This window comes from Streptomyces sp. NPDC057654 (assembly GCF_042800135.1).
GTDB lineage: Bacteria > Actinomycetota > Actinomycetes > Streptomycetales > Streptomycetaceae > Streptomyces.
In genome coordinates this window covers 1-15,741 of the sequence record NZ_JBHVHQ010000098.1, presented here as the reverse complement: position 1 = coordinate 15,741, position 15,741 = coordinate 1, and the positions used below count along the sequence as shown (strand labels likewise).

Annotated in this window: 16 protein-coding genes; 2 read left to right on the top strand and 14 right to left on the bottom strand. The window is 69.0% G+C overall.

Annotation, left to right across the window (positions count from 1 at the left end):
- Window positions 1-12: 12 nt before the first annotated feature.
- The 3 genes from ACFU99_RS11070 to ACFU99_RS11060 form a co-directional block, all read right to left on the bottom strand.
- Complete coding sequence (locus tag ACFU99_RS11070) at window positions 13-258, bottom strand: DUF397 domain-containing protein (RefSeq protein ID WP_384389039.1); 246 nt, start codon at window positions 256-258, stop codon at window positions 13-15.
- A 95-nt stretch (window positions 259-353) separates the two neighbouring features.
- Window positions 354-554 carry a DUF397 domain-containing protein gene (locus tag ACFU99_RS11065; protein WP_384389034.1) on the bottom strand — a complete coding sequence of 67 codons (201 nt, stop codon included), beginning with the start codon at window positions 552-554 and terminating at the stop codon, window positions 354-356.
- Entirely contained in the window at window positions 551-1,381 is an 831-nt protein-coding gene (locus tag ACFU99_RS11060) for a helix-turn-helix transcriptional regulator (RefSeq protein ID WP_384389036.1), read from the bottom strand. Before ACFU99_RS11060 ends, ACFU99_RS11065 begins: the two co-directional genes overlap by 4 nt.
- Window positions 1,382-1,484: 103 nt before the next feature.
- Here ACFU99_RS11060 and ACFU99_RS11055 point away from each other — a divergent pair, with 103 nt between their 5' ends.
- Both ACFU99_RS11055 and ACFU99_RS11050 read left to right on the top strand, forming a co-directional pair.
- Window positions 1,485-1,700: a hypothetical protein gene (locus ACFU99_RS11055; protein ID WP_384389042.1), complete on the top strand. Its 216-nt coding sequence runs from the start codon at window positions 1,485-1,487 to the stop codon at window positions 1,698-1,700.
- Window positions 1,697-2,158 carry a hypothetical protein gene (locus ACFU99_RS11050; protein ID WP_384389031.1) on the top strand — a complete coding sequence of 154 codons (462 nt, stop codon included), beginning with the start codon at window positions 1,697-1,699 and terminating at the stop codon, window positions 2,156-2,158. The genes ACFU99_RS11055 and ACFU99_RS11050 overlap by 4 nt, the downstream gene beginning before the upstream one ends.
- Here ACFU99_RS11050 and ACFU99_RS11045 read toward each other — a convergent pair.
- The 11 genes from ACFU99_RS11045 to ACFU99_RS10995 all read right to left on the bottom strand — a co-directional run.
- Complete coding sequence (locus ACFU99_RS11045; protein ID WP_384389029.1) at window positions 2,119-2,568, bottom strand: AMP-binding protein; 450 nt, start codon at window positions 2,566-2,568, stop codon at window positions 2,119-2,121. The two genes, ACFU99_RS11050 and ACFU99_RS11045, sit on opposite strands and share 40 nt — an antisense overlap.
- A 438-nt stretch (window positions 2,569-3,006) precedes the next feature.
- Window positions 3,007-4,257, bottom strand: coding sequence for a CynX/NimT family MFS transporter (locus ACFU99_RS11040; RefSeq protein WP_384389026.1), 1,251 nt, complete (start codon window positions 4,255-4,257; stop codon window positions 3,007-3,009).
- Between the two features lie 2 nt (window positions 4,258-4,259).
- Complete coding sequence (locus ACFU99_RS11035) at window positions 4,260-4,982, bottom strand: FadR/GntR family transcriptional regulator (RefSeq protein WP_384389024.1); 723 nt, start codon at window positions 4,980-4,982, stop codon at window positions 4,260-4,262.
- Window positions 4,983-5,128: 146 nt separating this feature from the next.
- On the bottom strand, window positions 5,129-6,121 hold the full coding sequence (locus ACFU99_RS11030) for a phospholipase (protein WP_384389021.1): 993 nt from the start codon (window positions 6,119-6,121) through the stop codon (window positions 5,129-5,131).
- 94 nt (window positions 6,122-6,215) lie between these two features.
- Window positions 6,216-7,511 carry an esterase/lipase family protein gene (locus ACFU99_RS11025; RefSeq protein ID WP_384389018.1) on the bottom strand — a complete coding sequence of 432 codons (1,296 nt, stop codon included), beginning with the start codon at window positions 7,509-7,511 and terminating at the stop codon, window positions 6,216-6,218.
- A 188-nt stretch (window positions 7,512-7,699) separates the two neighbouring features.
- Window positions 7,700-8,317 carry a TetR/AcrR family transcriptional regulator gene (locus ACFU99_RS11020; RefSeq protein WP_384389016.1) on the bottom strand — a complete coding sequence of 206 codons (618 nt, stop codon included), beginning with the start codon at window positions 8,315-8,317 and terminating at the stop codon, window positions 7,700-7,702.
- On the bottom strand, window positions 8,305-9,168 hold the full coding sequence (locus ACFU99_RS11015; protein ID WP_384389013.1) for an enoyl-CoA hydratase family protein: 864 nt from the start codon (window positions 9,166-9,168) through the stop codon (window positions 8,305-8,307). The genes ACFU99_RS11020 and ACFU99_RS11015 overlap by 13 nt, the downstream gene beginning before the upstream one ends.
- Window positions 9,165-10,778 (bottom strand): 4-coumarate--CoA ligase family protein, encoded by a 1,614-nt coding sequence (locus tag ACFU99_RS11010; RefSeq protein WP_384389010.1) that lies wholly within the window; start codon window positions 10,776-10,778, stop codon window positions 9,165-9,167. The genes ACFU99_RS11015 and ACFU99_RS11010 overlap by 4 nt, the downstream gene beginning before the upstream one ends.
- Window positions 10,779-10,838: 60 nt before the next feature.
- Window positions 10,839-11,990, bottom strand: coding sequence for an acyl-CoA dehydrogenase family protein (locus ACFU99_RS11005; RefSeq protein ID WP_384389008.1), 1,152 nt, complete (start codon window positions 11,988-11,990; stop codon window positions 10,839-10,841).
- 43 nt (window positions 11,991-12,033) lie between these two features.
- Window positions 12,034-14,172 carry a biotin carboxylase N-terminal domain-containing protein gene (locus tag ACFU99_RS11000; RefSeq protein ID WP_384389005.1) on the bottom strand — a complete coding sequence of 713 codons (2,139 nt, stop codon included), beginning with the start codon at window positions 14,170-14,172 and terminating at the stop codon, window positions 12,034-12,036.
- Window positions 14,173-14,237: 65 nt separating this feature from the next.
- Window positions 14,238-15,741, bottom strand: a 1,504-nt coding sequence (locus tag ACFU99_RS10995; RefSeq protein WP_384389003.1) for an acyl-CoA carboxylase subunit beta, incomplete at its 5' end; no start/stop codon positions are given.

Here is a 15,741-nt window from a genome sequence, read left to right as displayed (position 1 = left end):
GCCCCCGCCCGCTTACTTGCCCGTGGCCCTGACGAACGCGACGAACTCGGTCCAAGCCGTGGTACTGATCTTCAACGCCGGGCCGCTCGAATTCTTGCTGTCACGAACGGCGACCACGCCGCGCGCTGTCGCTTCGATTGGGGCCCACTCGACACAGTTACCGCCCTCGGGGCCGCTGTAGGTCGACTTGGCCCAACGGGGGGATTTGGTCGTCACAAGTGCCCCTTTCGTAGCTGGCCAACCATGGCCCCGAATCATCGATTCGGACAGCGCCACGGCCTACAGCCGATGGTAGGGCGCGAAAGTCGCAATGAGCCCCTGCCGTTCAGCGGGGGCTCATCGTGCTGCCGATCTCAGATATCCGTGGTCCTGACGAACGCGACGAAATCGCTCCATGCCGCGGTGCCGATCTCCAACGCCGGGCCGGACGGATACTTGCTGTCACGAACGGGTACGACGCCATACGCCGCCGCAGCGGTCGGTGCCCACTCGACGCACTGACCGCCGTTGCTGCTGTACGAGGACTTGACCCAACGCGGGGAATTGGTCGTCACAAGCTGCCCTTTCGTAGCTGGTTAATCATGGTCACGGTCGCCGCCTGGGACAGCGCTTCGGCCTGTAGCTGATGGTAGGCCGTGAACAGGGGTTGCATGAACCTTGCATCACGCTCCAACTGCCCTTGGTGAGCCGACTCGCCGTAGGAGATATGGGACCTATCGGCAAGGGTCAGAAGCGTCACCGGTAGGTCAAACGCACGTCGTTCACCGAGATCATATGGGGCCACTTGAACGACCGTTGAGGGCAGTTCGGCGAACGCGACAATGCGCTCCAGTTGCGCCCGCATGACCTCGGTGCCGCCGACCGGTCGCCGAATGCAGCTCTCATCGAGAATCACATGCACCAGAGGTGGAGGCGTCCGCTCCAGGGACGCCTGTCGCCTTGCGAGTAGCGACAGCCGCTCTTCGGCCTGTTGCTCAGTGATCGCGCCGCGCCGCACGGCACCCGTGGTGATGGCTGCGGCGTATTCCGGTGTCTGGAGCAACCCCGTGATGATGCCCAGCTCAAAAATCCGGATCTCCGCCGCTTTCACCTCCTGGGCAACGAACTCGGTGAAGCCCTCAAGTATCGCGGGGCTCCAGACGGCACGGCCCTGGCGTTCGAAAAGATCACCCGTGCCGAGCGCCCTGTCAGCGCTTGCCGAAAGGCGTCGAGTTGGCGAACGACGACCAGTTTCCACGGCCGAGATGTGCGACCCGGAGCACCCCATCTTCACGGCCAGCTCGTCCTGGGTCCAACCGCGTTCCTCACGCAGTCTGCGCAGACGCGCGCCGTAGGCCGCTCGCGCTGATTCTTCAGGGTCCAGCTCTTTTCGATTCAACAGGTATCGACCAACTCTCCAATCAGATACCGCAAGTTGATGACCCTCCGAATGTAGAGCACGCTGAGCAAATCCGGTAGTTGAACGACTACAGAGAGGAGCGGTGATGTCCGTGACGGACCTCCCTCCGAGCCGCCGCACCATGGTCTCGCCAGCCCCCGAGCCCTCGCCCCCGGGGGACGACCTTGCAGCGCTGTACAAGCTGATCCAGGCCGGCGGCTTCTGGCGCTTGGCACCGGACTGGGTGCCCCGCACCTACGCGGAGCCCACGAAGGAGTTGGCGGACAGGGTGCGGCACGGACTGAGGCGGTTGGGCGGATGAAGAGTGTGGCTCGGGCGGAACTGGCGCGGATGATGGGCGAGCAGGGCACGGACGGGGTGCTGCTCCTGCGCAAGGAGGGCAGGCGGGCGGGGCCGCCGCGCGGCGGCGGTATCGCTTTTCCGCCGTGTCAGTGCGCGGAGCACCGCGCTGGGCAGGGCAAGCCGGATACCGCCATCCGGCTCGGCGACAAGGGTGGCCGCAACGAAGTTCTCGTGGCTCGGCCCGCGTACAGCGTCGTCTGCCTTGCGCACGTCGGCGACGACGCCACGTGCGGCGCGCAGTCCGGGGAGCACGGCACCGCGGACGCGATCTCGGCGTGGTTGCGGCAGCACGCCGATGCCACCGGGCACCGGCGCTACCGGCGTACCCGCAGCGAACGGCTGACCCTCGACGCCCCGGCGCCCCGGCGCGCGACGCGTCATTGCGTCGGCATCGCCGAGATGGTGGCCGGGCCATAGGAAGGACGGGTAGCAGGCCCCCCGAGGTGTAGATCAGCGCGCTGAGCATGTCGGCCGTCGAGCCCCCGAGTGCGCCCCCGTTCGACGACCGAGGCCAGCGTGGACAGGGCGACGCCCCGGCCCTGCGCGGCGAGGCGGTCGCGCGCGGCGTCCAGCATCACCTGGTGGACGGTGGCCTCGGGGTGGTGGCCGAGGACGACGATCCTGCCCAGCGACGGGGCGTCCGCCGCGAGCCGGAGCGCTGCGTCCAGGTGTGCCATGTCCACCGCGAGGAGCCGCGGCGCGGTCTGCGCGACGATGGGCGCCAGCCGCGCCGCCGGGGCCCCGGCCTGGAGCGGTACGCCCACCGCGCCCGCGCGGACGCACGCCAGATCCACCACGGCGTACTCGGCGCTCGCGGCGCCCAGCACCGCGACGAAGTCGCCCGGGTCCAGGTTGTGGCCGGGGTTGTGGCCGGGGTTGTGGCCGGGGTTGTGGCCGGGGTTGTGGCCGGGGTGGTGCTGCCATTCGGAGGCCGCCGCGGCAGCAGACGGTACGTGGTGCGGCCCGTGTCCGGGTCGGTGACCGGCTCCGTGGCGCGCTCGCCCAGGGCGGGCCGGTCCGCGTACCCCTCCATCACCGTGGCGACGAGTTCGGCGAGCGGCAGCCCCGGCCGCCGCATGGCCTCGCTGACGGATTCCAGGGGTGCGGCGGCGCGGAACTGCGCGTCTGTCGCGTACAGATGGGCGCTGAGCCGATCGGCGCGTGCGGTGCTCTCGTCGGTCGAGGGCTGCGAGCCGGGCATGGGTGCTCTCCTCCGGGGCTTTGGGCCTTGAGCCCTCGGCCTTGGGCCCTCGGCCTGCTGACAGCTACTGGCGGGCGGAATGCCCCACGTGTCGGTCCTGTCCCGCGCCGTGTCCGGCGATCGCCATGACGATGCCGAGGACGACCAGCAGCACGAGCGGTACGGTCCATGCGCTCGTGGCGTCGTGCAGGATGCCGAGCAGGAGGGGGCCGGCCGCCGCCACGAGGTAGCCGATGGACTGCGCCATGCCCGCCAGGGCGGCGGCTTCGCCGGCGCTGCCCGCGCGTTCGCTCTGGAAGCTCAGCGCGAGGACGAGGCACGGGCCGGCGCCGAGCCCGAGCAGGGTGCAAGCGACCACGGCGAGCCCGGGTGCGGCCACCAGCACGGCGAAACCGGCGGCCACGAGGACCGAGGCCCCGGCCGCGGTCCACCGCTGGTCATGGCGGCCCTTGGTGAGCAGGGGCAGGAGGCTGCCGGCCGCGAGGGAGATCACCTGGTAGTAGAAGAGCGTCCAGCCGGCCGTGGTGCTGCTCGTGCCGTGGCTGATCAGGATGCTGGGCAGCCACGCGACGGCGGTGTAGAAGGCCAGCGACTGGAGGCCCATGTACAGGCTGACCTGCCACGCCAGCCGCGACCGCCAGGGAGCCGGGACGTGGGTGGTCCCGCCGGTGGACGCCTGGGGCTTGTCGCCGCGCATCCGGGGCAGCCAGGCGAGGAACGCCGCGACGGTGAAGGCGATGCCCCAGCCGAGTGCGGTGTGCCAGGAACCCGGCAGGGCGTTGGCGAGCGGCGCGGAGATCCCGGAGGAGACGGCGGCCGTGACGCCCATGACGGTGACGTACAGGGCGCTGATGCCCCGGATGCGGTGCGCGGGCACGCTCCGACGGATCAGGGCGGGCAGCAGTACGTTGCCGAAAGCGATGGCCGCCGAGAGGATCACGGTCCCGGCGAACAGGCAGAACACCGACGGAAGCGACCGGATCACGGTGCCCGCGGCCAGTACGGCGAGGGCCGCCACCAGCAGCCGCGCGGTGCCGAACCGGTGCGAGGCCCGCGCCACCAGGGGCGACGTCGCGGCGAACGTCAGCAGCGGGAGGGTGCTCAGCAGCCCGCCCCAGCTCGACGTCAGGCCGCTGCCGTGCTCGATCGCCGGCAGCAGCGTGCCGACGCCGGTGAGGCTGACGCGCAGGTTCGCCGCCACCAGGCAGATCGCGACGACGAGCCCGATCGACACGGCCTTACGGGTGTGGTCGGCGGCGGGCGCCTCGGAGCCCGCGCTCCGCTGCTGGGATATGGAGGTCGGCTGCGTACTCACGTTCACTCTCCCTCCGTCCCGCTCGGGGCCTCGGCCTCGACCTCAGCCTCTTGGTCGTGGGTGAGGCGGACGATCGCGGTCGCCGCGGCGCGGGCCTCGTGCTCGTCGCGGGCCTCGATCGCGTCGACGAGCCGCCGGTGCAGCCGGGCGTGCTCCTCGGCCCCGGTGGATTCCCAGGGCAGGCCGCCCAGGGCGGAGGTGAGAGCGGTGCCCAGGTAGTCGTACACCTCGATCAGCAGGTCGTTCCCGCTCGCCCGGACGACGGCCCGGTGGAACAGCGCGTCGACGTTCCCGGCCGCCGCCATGTCCTCACCGGCACAGGCCGCGTCGGCGTCGGCCAGCAGTTCCTTCAGCTGGTCGAGCTGGACCTCGCTGCGGCGCAGCGCGGCGGCCCCGGACGCGTACTCCTCAAGGACGGTCCGCAGCTCCAGCACGTTGTCCCGCTGCGCGGAGCTCGCCCGCCGCACCATGACGGACTGCAACTCGCTCGACGCGCGTACGTACGTGCCGTCGCCCTTACGAGCCTCCAGCAGCCCCAGGTGCACGAGTGCGCCGAGCGCCTCGCGCAGCGTGCTGCGGCCGACCCCCAGTTCCTCGATGAGGACCTGTTCCGGCGGGATGCGGGTGCCGACCGGCCAGCCGCCCGACTCGATGTGCGAGCGGAGGCTGTCCACGAGCTGGGCGGAGAGGCTGGCGGCCCGCCGCGGCGTGCTGATGCGATTCATGGCAGCAGCGTACAGACAAATGTCAGACATCTGAACATCGAAGAAAGGTGACCCTTACTACAGAGCGACGGAGGGCGGGCGGAGGGCGGGCCGCGACGGGGTGACCGCCGCTGCCCTCCCTCCACCGCATAGGGTCCGTCGGCGCGTCAGCTGCCGAAGACGATGTCCTCGGTCGTCGCCATACGCCGGGTGTCCGAGTGCTTCGCGACGTAGTCCTTGATGTGCGCGATGGACTGCTTGACGTCGCCGTAGTCGCTGCCGCAGCCGCTCCGCCCGCCGACCCCGTCGGGGTAGCAGGAGGCCATGTGGCCATAGATCAGACCGTCGGCGTCCGAGCCCGGCGCGGAGTGGTCCAGCAGGCCGTTGACGTACTCGCCGTCGCCACTGCGGACGGTCCAGCTGAGCGTACGAGCGAACTCGCCCCGATCCCTGGCCTGCGACCCCATCCGCAACTGCTTCTGGATATCGGGGAAGGGGGCGGTGGGGAACGTCCGGCCGAGCATGAAGGTGCCCTTGTCCATGACGCGCTGATTCCGGGGAATGTCGGCGCCGTGCTGCTCGAATGCCTTGGAGACGAAGGAGTAGTCACCGCTGTAACCCACCGCCTCCTTGGCGGTGAGCCCGCTGCTGACGTCACGCCAGCCGGTCTCGCCCGGGTCCCCATTCCCGTAGAAGCCGTACAGGACCCGAATGCCGTGGCTCTCCAGCTTGTTGCGCGCGAGGTCCCGCAGAGCGGCCACGGAGCAGTGCCGCCATTTCGTGTCGCTGCTCTTGCAGTAGTTCGGGTTCTTGATGTCCAGCCAGACGAACCCGATGTTCTTCCCCGCGTCGCGTTCCTTGGCGAGTTGGTCGAACATGTCCGAGATCGTGTCACCGTAACTGGTGGCCGTCCCATCGTGATCCGCCCACCAGCCCTGTTTCCACGCGGTCGCGTCGATCTCGACGGCATTCGCGCCGTGCTCAAGGGCTTTGGTGACCCCACCGGTGGTGAGTACTCGGTGCGCGATGGCCCAGGTGGGTCGCTGCTGTGCCTTCGGGGCCGCACCGGCCTGCGGGGCGGTGCTCGCACCGATCGCACCGGCGAGCAGGGTGAGGGCGAGCGCCGTCAGTTTCGTACGGCGGGGTATTGCGGTGGCCACGGGTGTGGCTCCTTCCGAGAAATGGCGTTCATAGTGCGTGGTGCGGGCCGGCAGCGCGGAAATTGAGCGCGACCGGCCGATTGGGCAGAGCAAGCTACTTGATGATGAGGGATCCGCTGTCGGCCTTGGCCGCCTTCACGTCCCACTCACTGTCGTGATAGGCGTGGACGTCGAACTTCCACGAGCCTTCCACCTGTGCGCCCTTGGCGGCCGGGACATCTTTTGTGCGCACCTGCATCCAACGTTCATAGACGCTGCTGGACGGCTTGTCGTGCGCGCCCCAGTAGCCGTCGCGCCAGAGGATGCCGTCGGCGTGGACATCACAGTTGATATTTCCTGCGCCCGTGTACCACCAAATCGAGGCATACCCGAACCAGTAGCCACAACCACGGATCTGAAGTTCGGTGTGAACGGACTTGGTAGCCGCGTGCGGGGCTCCGGTCGCGACCACGCAGGACTGGGCATGGGCGCTGACCCACCCGCCCGGCCTGGGCCATGAGCCCTTGCCCCAGTGCTCGCCCAGTTCCCCGCAGCGAACCTGCGCGGCCTTTGGCGTATGGGCACCATCGGAATCCGCGATCAGGTGGAGCGCCTTGTCGATGGTCCAGTCGTCATTGGCGATCTGATCGTGCCCGACGCAGGGAGAGACGAAGTTGGCCGCGCCCTTGAGGATGCTGGTACGGCCGGAGTGCTTGAGCGACTTCTCGCCGTCCTCGTCCACGCCGACGACCGTCGTGTCACACCAGTAGGTGGTGGGCGGCACCATCGGTTCGTCGCCGACGTTCGACCGGAACGTCGCGTAATGGGTGCTCCCCGGAGTTTCCGTGCCGCCGTTCAGCCACGTGAGGAATCCCGAGCCGGCGTCCATCTCCCTTGCCTGCTCGTCGCATTGAGGAATTCCGGGAATGCAGAAGTACGAGAGTATGGTGCCGTGGTTGGGGGTCGCGAGGGTGACCAGATGCGCCGTGGTCTTGCTGCCCTCGTTCTGCTTCAGGTAGGCGCGGGAGACCAGCCCGCCCATCGAGTGGGCGACGATGTCGATCTGCCCGTCGGGCGACTTGTTCAGCAGGTCTTCTTTTTCGATGAAGGCGCCGAGCTTGTCGGCGAGGGCTCTGATCGGCGTGGAGCCGTTCCCCACCTGGGAGAAGGAACTGTAGTCGAACCTGTACAGCTCATCCGAGGTGTAGCCGTACTCCCTGGTCTTGTCGACCATGTGATTCCACGTGCCGGGGCCGGAGTGCCAGCCGTGCACGAAGACGATCGGGCGGTGGGCGAGCTTGACATCCGGGTGCGGCGCGGCGGATGCGGCGGGGGCAAGCCCAAAAGCCGCCGCCACCAACACCATCGCCGTGACGACGAACATTCTCAGGGCCAATAACTGCGATCTCATGGAAAACTGACCTTATCCGCCAGTCATGCCCACATCAATCATGCATCTGGCATATGGCTGATTTCCATCGCGCGACACACGCATGACGCATGCGGAAACACCAAGCCGAAGGCCCCCAGCCATTCCTTCAAGGCCGGGGGGCCTTCGGCCGCCGCTTCTCCGCGCGCGCTACAGCACGCGCCCGCCCGTCACCGCCGGCTCTTGAGCACGCAATCCACGATGTGCGCCCACTGCTCCACCACCCGGTCGCGCCGCGCGGTGTCATCCGTCAGGAGGTTCGCGAGCCCCAGGCCCCGGGCCATGTCCAACAGGCCCTGCACGGTTTCGCGGATGCCCGGTACGCGCTCGTCGGCACCCAGAAGCTCCACGGCGATGCGGTGGGTCTCGCGGCCGACGCGGGCCTCCAAGTCCACGACGCGCGGGCAGAGTTCGGCCTCGTTGGAGGCGGCGACCCACAGTTGGAGGGCGGCTCGGAAGAGGGGGCCGGTGTAGAGGTCGACCAGGGCGCGGACCACGGCCCGGGTCCGTACCGGGCTGGGCCGGGAGCCGTGCTGGGCGCGCATCGCGAGGGTGCGCATGGCCTGGGAGCGGACCTCGGCCACGTACTCGACGGCCGCCGTGAACAGGTCCTCCCGCGTGGGGAAGTGGTGCTGCGCCGCCCCGCGCGACACACCAGCCCGTTCCGCCACGACCGACACCGTCGAGCCGGCCCAGCCGTACTCGGCCAGACAGGAGATCGCGGCCTCCAGCAGCCGCTGCCGGGTGACGCGGCTGCGGTCCTGTTTGGGTACGGTCACGATGCCCATGCCGGGTCCCGCCTCTCCAGAAAGGCCGTCATGCCCTCGCGGGCCTCCGGCGATCCGAACAGCCGCGCCGACTCCTTCGCCAGCGCCTCCGTGTCACGGTCGAAGACCCGTAGCACCTCCGCCGTGACCAGCCGTTTCGCCGCGGCAAGCCCCTGCGGCGAGCCCCGGCGCAGCCCGTCCAGCACGGGTTCCAAGGCATCGTCGACCGAACCGTCCGAACTACCCGAGCCGCCCGAGCCGTCCAAACCGTCCGAACCGTTTACCGCGATCGTCACCAGGCCGATCCGGGCCGCCTCTGCCGCGTCGAACCGCTCGCCGGTCAGGTAGTACCGGGCCGCGGCGCGCGCGTCGAGGCGCGGCAGCAGCGGCATCGAGATCACGGCGGGCGCGAGCCCGAGCCTCGCCTCGGTGAACGCGAAGCTCGAACCCGGTCCCGCCACCGCGATGTCGCAGGCGCCGAGGAGTCCGAGTCCCCCGGCCCGTACGTGGCCGGTGACGCGGGCGATGACGGGTTTGGGCAGTTCCACGACCGTACGCAGCAGCCGGGCCAAGCCCTCCGGCCCGGCGGCGGACGGCTCCGAGCCGACCCCGCTCCGATCCGAGGCGGCCTCGCTCAGATCGGCGCCCGCGCAAAAAGTAGTACCGGTGTGCGTGAGGACGACGGCGCGCGTGGCGCCATCCTCCGCAGCCGACGCCAGCCCCTCGTACAACTCCCGTACCAGCCGCCGCGAGAGCGCGTTGCGGTTGTGCGGCGAGTCGAGCGTCAGGGCGGTGATCCCGTCGGCGTACGAGCGCCGCACCAACGGTTCACCGGCATGCTCACCCGCCCGTCCATCAGTCTGCTCCGTCATCCCGCCCGTCCCTCCATCTCCCGTTCCCTCTGCCGGAGTTCGCGCCGCAGCAGTTTGCCGGATGCGGCTCGCGGCACGCTCTCGACGAACTCCACGCGTCGGACCTTCTTGTACGGGGCGACGCGCCCGGCCACGTACTCCATCACGTCGCCCTCGCTCAGCGCCCCGCTCAGTACCCCGGCCCCCGAGCCCGCCCGCCGCACCACGTACGCCTTCGGAATCTCCTGGCCATCCCCATCCACCACCCCGATGACCGCCGCGTCGGCTATCGCCTCGTGCGCCAGCAGCACGGCTTCGAGTTCGGCGGGGGCGACCTGGTAGCCCTTGTACTTGATCAGTTCCTTCACCCGGTCCACGACATACAGCCACCCCTGGTCATCCACGCTCCCGACGTCCCCCGTACGGAGCCAGCCGGCCGAGTCGATCATCGCAGCCGTCTCCTCGGGCCGCCCCAAGTACCCCTTCATCACCTGCGGCCCGCGCAGCACGATCTCCCCCTCCTCCCCCGCGCCGAGGTCCCTGCCGTCCCCGTCCAGGGAGACGATCCGCAGCTCGGTACCGGCCACCAGCCGTCCCACGGAGCCGGGCGGCGCGTCGTACACGGCGGACAGCGGCCAGATGGTGGCACACGGGGACAGCTCCGTCATCCCGTAGCCCTGCATGATCGGCGGCAGCCCGAGCCGCCGCGCGCACGCCGCCGCGAGCCCGGCGTCCAGCGGCGCCGCCGCGCTGACGACGAACTCCAGCGACGACAGGTCGTACCCGGTGGCCGCCGGATGCTTGGCCAGCGCGAGCACGATGGGCGGTGCCACGTACACCCCATTGACCCGGTACTTCTCGATGGCCGACAGAAACTGCCCGACGTCGAAGCGCGGCAGCACGACGACCGTGGCGCCCCGCCGCAGCGGGGCATTCATGAGAGCCGTCAGACCATAAATATGGAAGAACGGCAGTACTGCCAGCACGACTTGACCGGGCCGGGACGGGACCAGCTCATCCAATTGCGCAAGATTGGTGGCGATGGAACGGTGCGTGAGCATGACGCCCTTAGGAACACCAGTCGTGCCCGAGGAATACGGAAGGGCGGCCAGGTCCCGAGCGGGATCAATGGAGACATCCGGCGCCGGCCCATCGAAACCCATCATGTCCTGAACCGAGCGACACCCCTCGGCCCGATCGCAGACGACGATCTCCCTGATACAGCCCACCGCCTCAGCGGCCTTGCGCACCTGGTCGAGCAGCGGCGAGACGGTGACGACCCACCGCGCGCCGCAGTCCCCGAGCTGCTTGGCCAACTCATCGGCCGTGGAGAGCGGATGAACAGTGGTGACGGTCGCCCCAGCGCGCGTGGCGGCGTAGAAGACGACGGGAAAGGCGATGGTGTTGGGACTGATCAGAGCAAGCACATCACCCTTACGCACCCCTCCCTCGGCAAATTCGGCAGCCAACCTCCCCACAGCAAAGGCGAGTTCGAAGTAACTGATGGTGCGCCCGTCGAGTCCGTCGATCAGAGCGGCCCGATCGCCGAACTCGGCGGCGCGCCCTAAGACAGCCTCATGAATGGGCAGATCGACGAGAGGAACGTCGGCGTACTCGCTGCGGAACTCCATGGCGGATCTCCTGGCGCTGGATTCAGTACGACGTGGCACATCTCAGGCCCGGCGGGCGACTCAGTAGGACTTGGGCAGCCCCAGCGACTGATGGGAGACATAGTTGAGGATCATCTCCCGGCTGACCGGCGCGATCCGGGCGACCCGAGCCGCCGTGATCAGGGAGGCGAGCCCGTATTCCCTGGTCAGGCCGTTGCCGCCAAGAGTGTGGACGGCCTGGTCGACGGCTTTGACGGCGGCTTCCCCGGCCGCGTACTTCGCCATGTTCGCGGCCTCGCCCGCGCCGGCGTCGTCGCCCATGTCGTAGAGCGCGGCGCCCTTCTGCATCATCAGCCGGGCCAACTCGATCTCGATGTGGGCCTGCGCGAGGGGGTGGGCGATGGCCTGATGGGCCCCGATCGGCTCCTTCCAGACCGTACGCGTACGGGCGTAGTCGACGGCCCTGTCCAGCGCGTACCGCCCCATGCCGAGCGCGAAGGCGGCAGTCATGATGCGCTCGGGGTTGAGCCCCGCGAACAACTGAAGCAGCCCGGCGTCCTCGTCGCCGACAAGCGCGTCGGCAGGCAGTCGCACATCATCGAGAACCAACTCGAACTGCTTTTCCGGCGCAGCGAGCTCCATATCAATCTGGTTCCGGCCAAACCCCACCGCATCGCGCGGAACGATGAACAGACAGGGCTTGAGTTTCCCCGTACGGGCGTCCTCCGTCCGCCCCACGATCAGAGTGGCCTCCGCGATGTCGACACCGGAGACGAAGACCTTGCGCCCGTTCAGCACCCAGCCGTCGCCGTCCCGCCGGGCGGTGGTGGTGATCCGGTGCGAGTTGGACCCGGCGTCGGGCTCGGTGATGCCGAACGCCATCTTCCTGGAACCGTCGGCGAGCCCCGGCAGCCAGTGCCGCTTCTGCTCCTCGGTGCCGAAACGGGCGATGACGGTGGCGCAAATAGCAGGCGAGACGATCATCATGAGCAATGGGCACCCAGCAGCGCCCAATTCCTCCAGCACAATCGCCAGCTCAGCAATTCCCCCGCCCCCTCCCCCATAAGCCTCCGGAAGATTCACGCCAAGATAGCCGAGCTTCCCGGCCTCGGCCCACAGCTCGTCACTGTGCTTGCCGCTGCGCACGACCCCGACGAAATAGTCACGGCCGTAGCGCTTGCCGAGCGCGGCGACGGCCGCGCGGAGGTCACGTTGTTCCGAGGTTTCGATCACGAAAGACTCCTGACGAGAACGAATCGGTTCCTGAGGCGCGACCTCAGGTTTCGGCTTTTGCGGAAGGCTCGGCGACGACGGCGAGCAACGCGCCCAGCTCGACCTGTCGGCCCGGCGCGACGTGAAGGGCGGCGAGAACCCCGTCCGCCGGGGCGACCACCCGATGCTCCATCTTCATGGCCTCAAGCCACAGCAACGGCTGACCGGCGGCCACCCGGTCGCCGACGGCGAGCCCGTCGGCGAGGCGGATGACGGTGCCGGGCATGGGGGCGAGCAGAGATCCGGGTTCGGTGCGGGCGGCGGGGTCGGGAAAACGCGGCAGAACGGTAAAAGCACAAGCCCCAACAGACGAATCCACATAGACCCGCTCACCATAAAAGAAAACAGCGAACTCCCGCTGCACACCCCCCATTTCAAGAACAACCCCACCCTGATCGATGGAGACCAACCGCACCCCCGGAAACCCCTCAGCGGACAGCCCATCCCTGCCCACCCGATAGCGAATCTCGCACTCCTCACCCCCGGGCTCCGTCCGATAGGACTTGACCTGCGGGGCGGAGGGCACGTTCCGCCACCCGCCGAACCGGGACCGCCCGCAGGAGTCGGCAAGAGCGGCAGCAAGAGCGGAAACCCGAACCGATTCCGAAGAACCGCCCTCCGGAAGAAGCCCCGCCAGATTCCGCTCGTAAAACCCGGTATCCAACCGGCCATCGACAAAGTCGGGATGCCGAAGCGACCGAACCAACAAGGCACGATTCGTCACGGGCCCATGCACAAGGGCCCGCTCAAGCCCATCCGCCAGCAGCCGCACGGCCTCCCCCCTGCTGGGAGCCCAAGCAATCACCTTCGCGAGCATGGGGTCGTAATGGACGCCGATGACATCGCCGTCCGCGACGCCCGCGTCGATGCGGAGCCCACTGGGGCCGTCGGCCGGGTACGAGCGGGAGGTGACGGGTTCGCAGGGGCGGGGGTCCGGGACGCTGCCGTGTATGTGTGGGCCGGAGTGCTGGGTTCCTTCGAAATGCCGGGTGAGCGGCCCGTAAATATACGGTCCCGGACCCCCGCCCCGGAGAGCCCGGCGCCGCACCCCGACGCTCCGCTCCCCCGCACCGCCGACACCGCCGACCCCACCCACGGAGAGCCGATGCAACACACCGGTCTGCGGCGTCCACCCCCGCCCCGGATCCTCCGCGTACAACCGGGCCTCCACCGCATGCCCCACCGGAGCCGGCGGCAGCCCATCCGGCAACGGCGAGCCCTCCGCCACCCGCAGCTGCCAGGCCACCAGGTCCAGCCCGTACACGCACTCCGTCACCGGATGCTCCACCTGGAGCCGGGTGTTCATCTCCAGGAAGTACGCGCGCCCGTCCCCGGAGACGAGGAACTCCACCGTGCCCGCACCCTCGTACCCGATCGCCCGCGCGGCCTCCACCGCCGCCCCGTGCAGCGCCTCCCGCAGCTCGGGCGCCAGCCCCGGCGCAGGGGCCTCCTCGATGACCTTCTGGTGCCGCCGCTGAAGCGAGCAGTCGCGCGTACCGAGCGCCCAGACACCCCCGTGCGCGTCGGCCAGGACCTGCACCTCGACGTGACGCCCGCCCTCGACGTAAGGCTCAAGAAAAACCTCACCGTCCCCGAACGCACCAGCAGCCTCAGCGCGAGCGGAAACCAACTCACCGTCCAGAGCGGAGAGCTCACGAACAACCCGCATCCCCCGCCCGCCCCCACCCGAAGCGGCCTTGACCAGCACCGGCAGATCCCGCTCGGTGACCGCCCCCGGCAAGAGCGGTTCAAGCAGCGGCACCCCGGCCGACCGCATGATGTCCTTGGCCCGGGTCTTGGAGGCCATGGCCGACATCGCCGCAGGCGGCGGCCCGACCCACACCAGCCCGGCATCGGCCACCGCCCGCGCGAACCCGGCGTTCTCGGAGAGAAACCCGTACCCGGGATGCACGGCATCGGCCCCGGCGGCCAGCGCAGCCTTCACGATGAGGTCGCCGCGCAGGTACGTATCGGCGGGCGCGTCCCCCGGCAACCGCACGGCGGCATCGGCGGCTCGTACGTGCAAAGCGTCGGCATCGGCGTCGGAGTGCACAGCGACAGTGGAAATCCCCATCTCACGGCAGGTACGAAAGATACGACAGGCAATTTCGCCACGGTTGGCGACAAGAAGCACAGAGATCACTGACGCCTCACAATCCCTCACGACCCTCACGTCCGCTCACGCCCCCTCACGACCCTCACGTCCGTTCACATCCGGAAGACGCCGAACCCACCCCGAGCCCCCTCCACAGGCGCGGTATGAACGGCGGACAGACACATCCCGAGCACGGTGCGCGTGTCGCGCGGATCGATGACCCCGTCGTCGTACAGCCGCCCGGAGAGGAACATCGGCAGCGACTCGGACTCGATCTGCTGCTCCACCATGGCCCGCAGCCCGGCATCGGCTTCGTCGTCGTACGGCTGCCCCTTGGCGGCGGCGGAGGCGCGGGCGACGATCGACAGCACCCCGGCGAGCTGCTGCGGTCCCATGACGGCCGACTTGGCGCTGGGCCAGGCGAAGAGGAAGCGCGGATCGTAGGCACGCCCGCACATGCCGTAGTGCCCGGCCCCGTAGGAGGCGCCCATGAGGACGCTCAGGTGCGGCACCTTGGAGTTGGAGACCGCGTTGATCATCATCGCGCCGTGCTTGATGATGCCGCCCTGCTCGTACTCGCGCCCGACCATGTAACCGGTGGTGTTGTGCAGGAAGATCAGCGGGATGTCGCGCTGGTTGGCGAGCTGGATGAACTGGGCGGCCTTCTGGGACTCCTGGCTGAAGAGGACGCCCTGGGCGTTGGCGAGGATGCCGACGGGATAGCCGTGAAGCGCGGCCCACCCGGTGGCGAGGCTGGGCCCGTACAGCGGCTTGAACTCGTCGAAGTCGGACCCGTCGACGATCCGGGCGATCACCTCGCGCGGATCGAAGGGAACGCGCAGATCACCGGGGACGATGCCGAGGAGCTCGTCCTCCGAGTATCGAGGCGGCTCAACCGACGCCCCCGGATCGCCCTGCGCCTTACGCCAGTTGAACCGGGCGACAACCCGCCTGGCAAGGCGAACGGCATCGGGTTCGTCGAGGGCGAAGTGGTCGGCGAGCCCGGAGGTACGGGCGTGCATGTCGGCGCCCCCGAGCGCCTCGTCGTCGCTCTCCTCGCCGGTGGCCATCTTGACCAGCGGAGGACCGCCGAGGAAGACCTTCGCCCGCTCCTTGACCATGATCACGTGGTCGGACATGCCGGGTACGTACGCGCCGCCGGCGGTGGAGTTGCCGAAGACGACGGCGACGGTGGGGATGCCGGCGGCGGACAGCCGGGTGAGGTCCTTGAAGAGGGCCCCGCCGGGGATGAAGATCTCCTTCTGGCTGGGGAGATCGGCGCCGCCGGACTCGACGAGGCTGACGACGGGGAGCCGGTTGGCGTAGGCGATCTCGTTGGCGCGCAGGGCCTTGCGCAGGGTCCAGGGGTTGCTGGCGCCGCCGCGCACGGTCGGGTCGTTGGCGGTGATGAGGCACTCGACGCCCTCGATGACGCCGATGCCGGTGACGAGGGCGGCGCCGACGGCGTAGTCGCTGCCCCAGGCGGCGAGCGGGGAGAGTTCGAGGAAGGGCGTGTCGGGGTCGAGGAGGAGCTCGATCCGCTCGCGGGCGAGGAGCTTGCCGCGCTCGCGGTGGCGGGCGACGTACTTCTCGCCGCCTCCGCCGATCGCCTTGGCG

Bases quoted from the DNA above. Each gene is read 5' to 3' on its own strand.
- ACFU99_RS11070 (WP_384389039.1), bottom strand. From the start codon at position 258: ATGATTCGGGGCCATGGTTGGCCAGCTACGAAAGGGGCACTTGTGACG.
- ACFU99_RS11055 (WP_384389042.1), top strand. From the start codon at position 1,485: ATGTCCGTGACGGACCTCCCTCCGAGCCGCCGCACCATGGTCTCGCCA.
- ACFU99_RS11050 (WP_384389031.1), top strand. From the start codon at position 1,697: ATGAAGAGTGTGGCTCGGGCGGAACTGGCGCGGATGATGGGCGAGCAG.
- ACFU99_RS11035 (WP_384389024.1), bottom strand. From the start codon at position 4,982: ATGAATCGCATCAGCACGCCGCGGCGGGCCGCCAGCCTCTCCGCCCAG.
- ACFU99_RS11025 (WP_384389018.1), bottom strand. From the start codon at position 7,511: ATGAGATCGCAGTTATTGGCCCTGAGAATGTTCGTCGTCACGGCGATG.
- ACFU99_RS11020 (WP_384389016.1), bottom strand. From the start codon at position 8,317: ATGGGCATCGTGACCGTACCCAAACAGGACCGCAGCCGCGTCACCCGG.
- ACFU99_RS11015 (WP_384389013.1), bottom strand. From the start codon at position 9,168: ATGACGGAGCAGACTGATGGACGGGCGGGTGAGCATGCCGGTGAACCG.
- ACFU99_RS11010 (WP_384389010.1), bottom strand. From the start codon at position 10,778: ATGGAGTTCCGCAGCGAGTACGCCGACGTTCCTCTCGTCGATCTGCCC.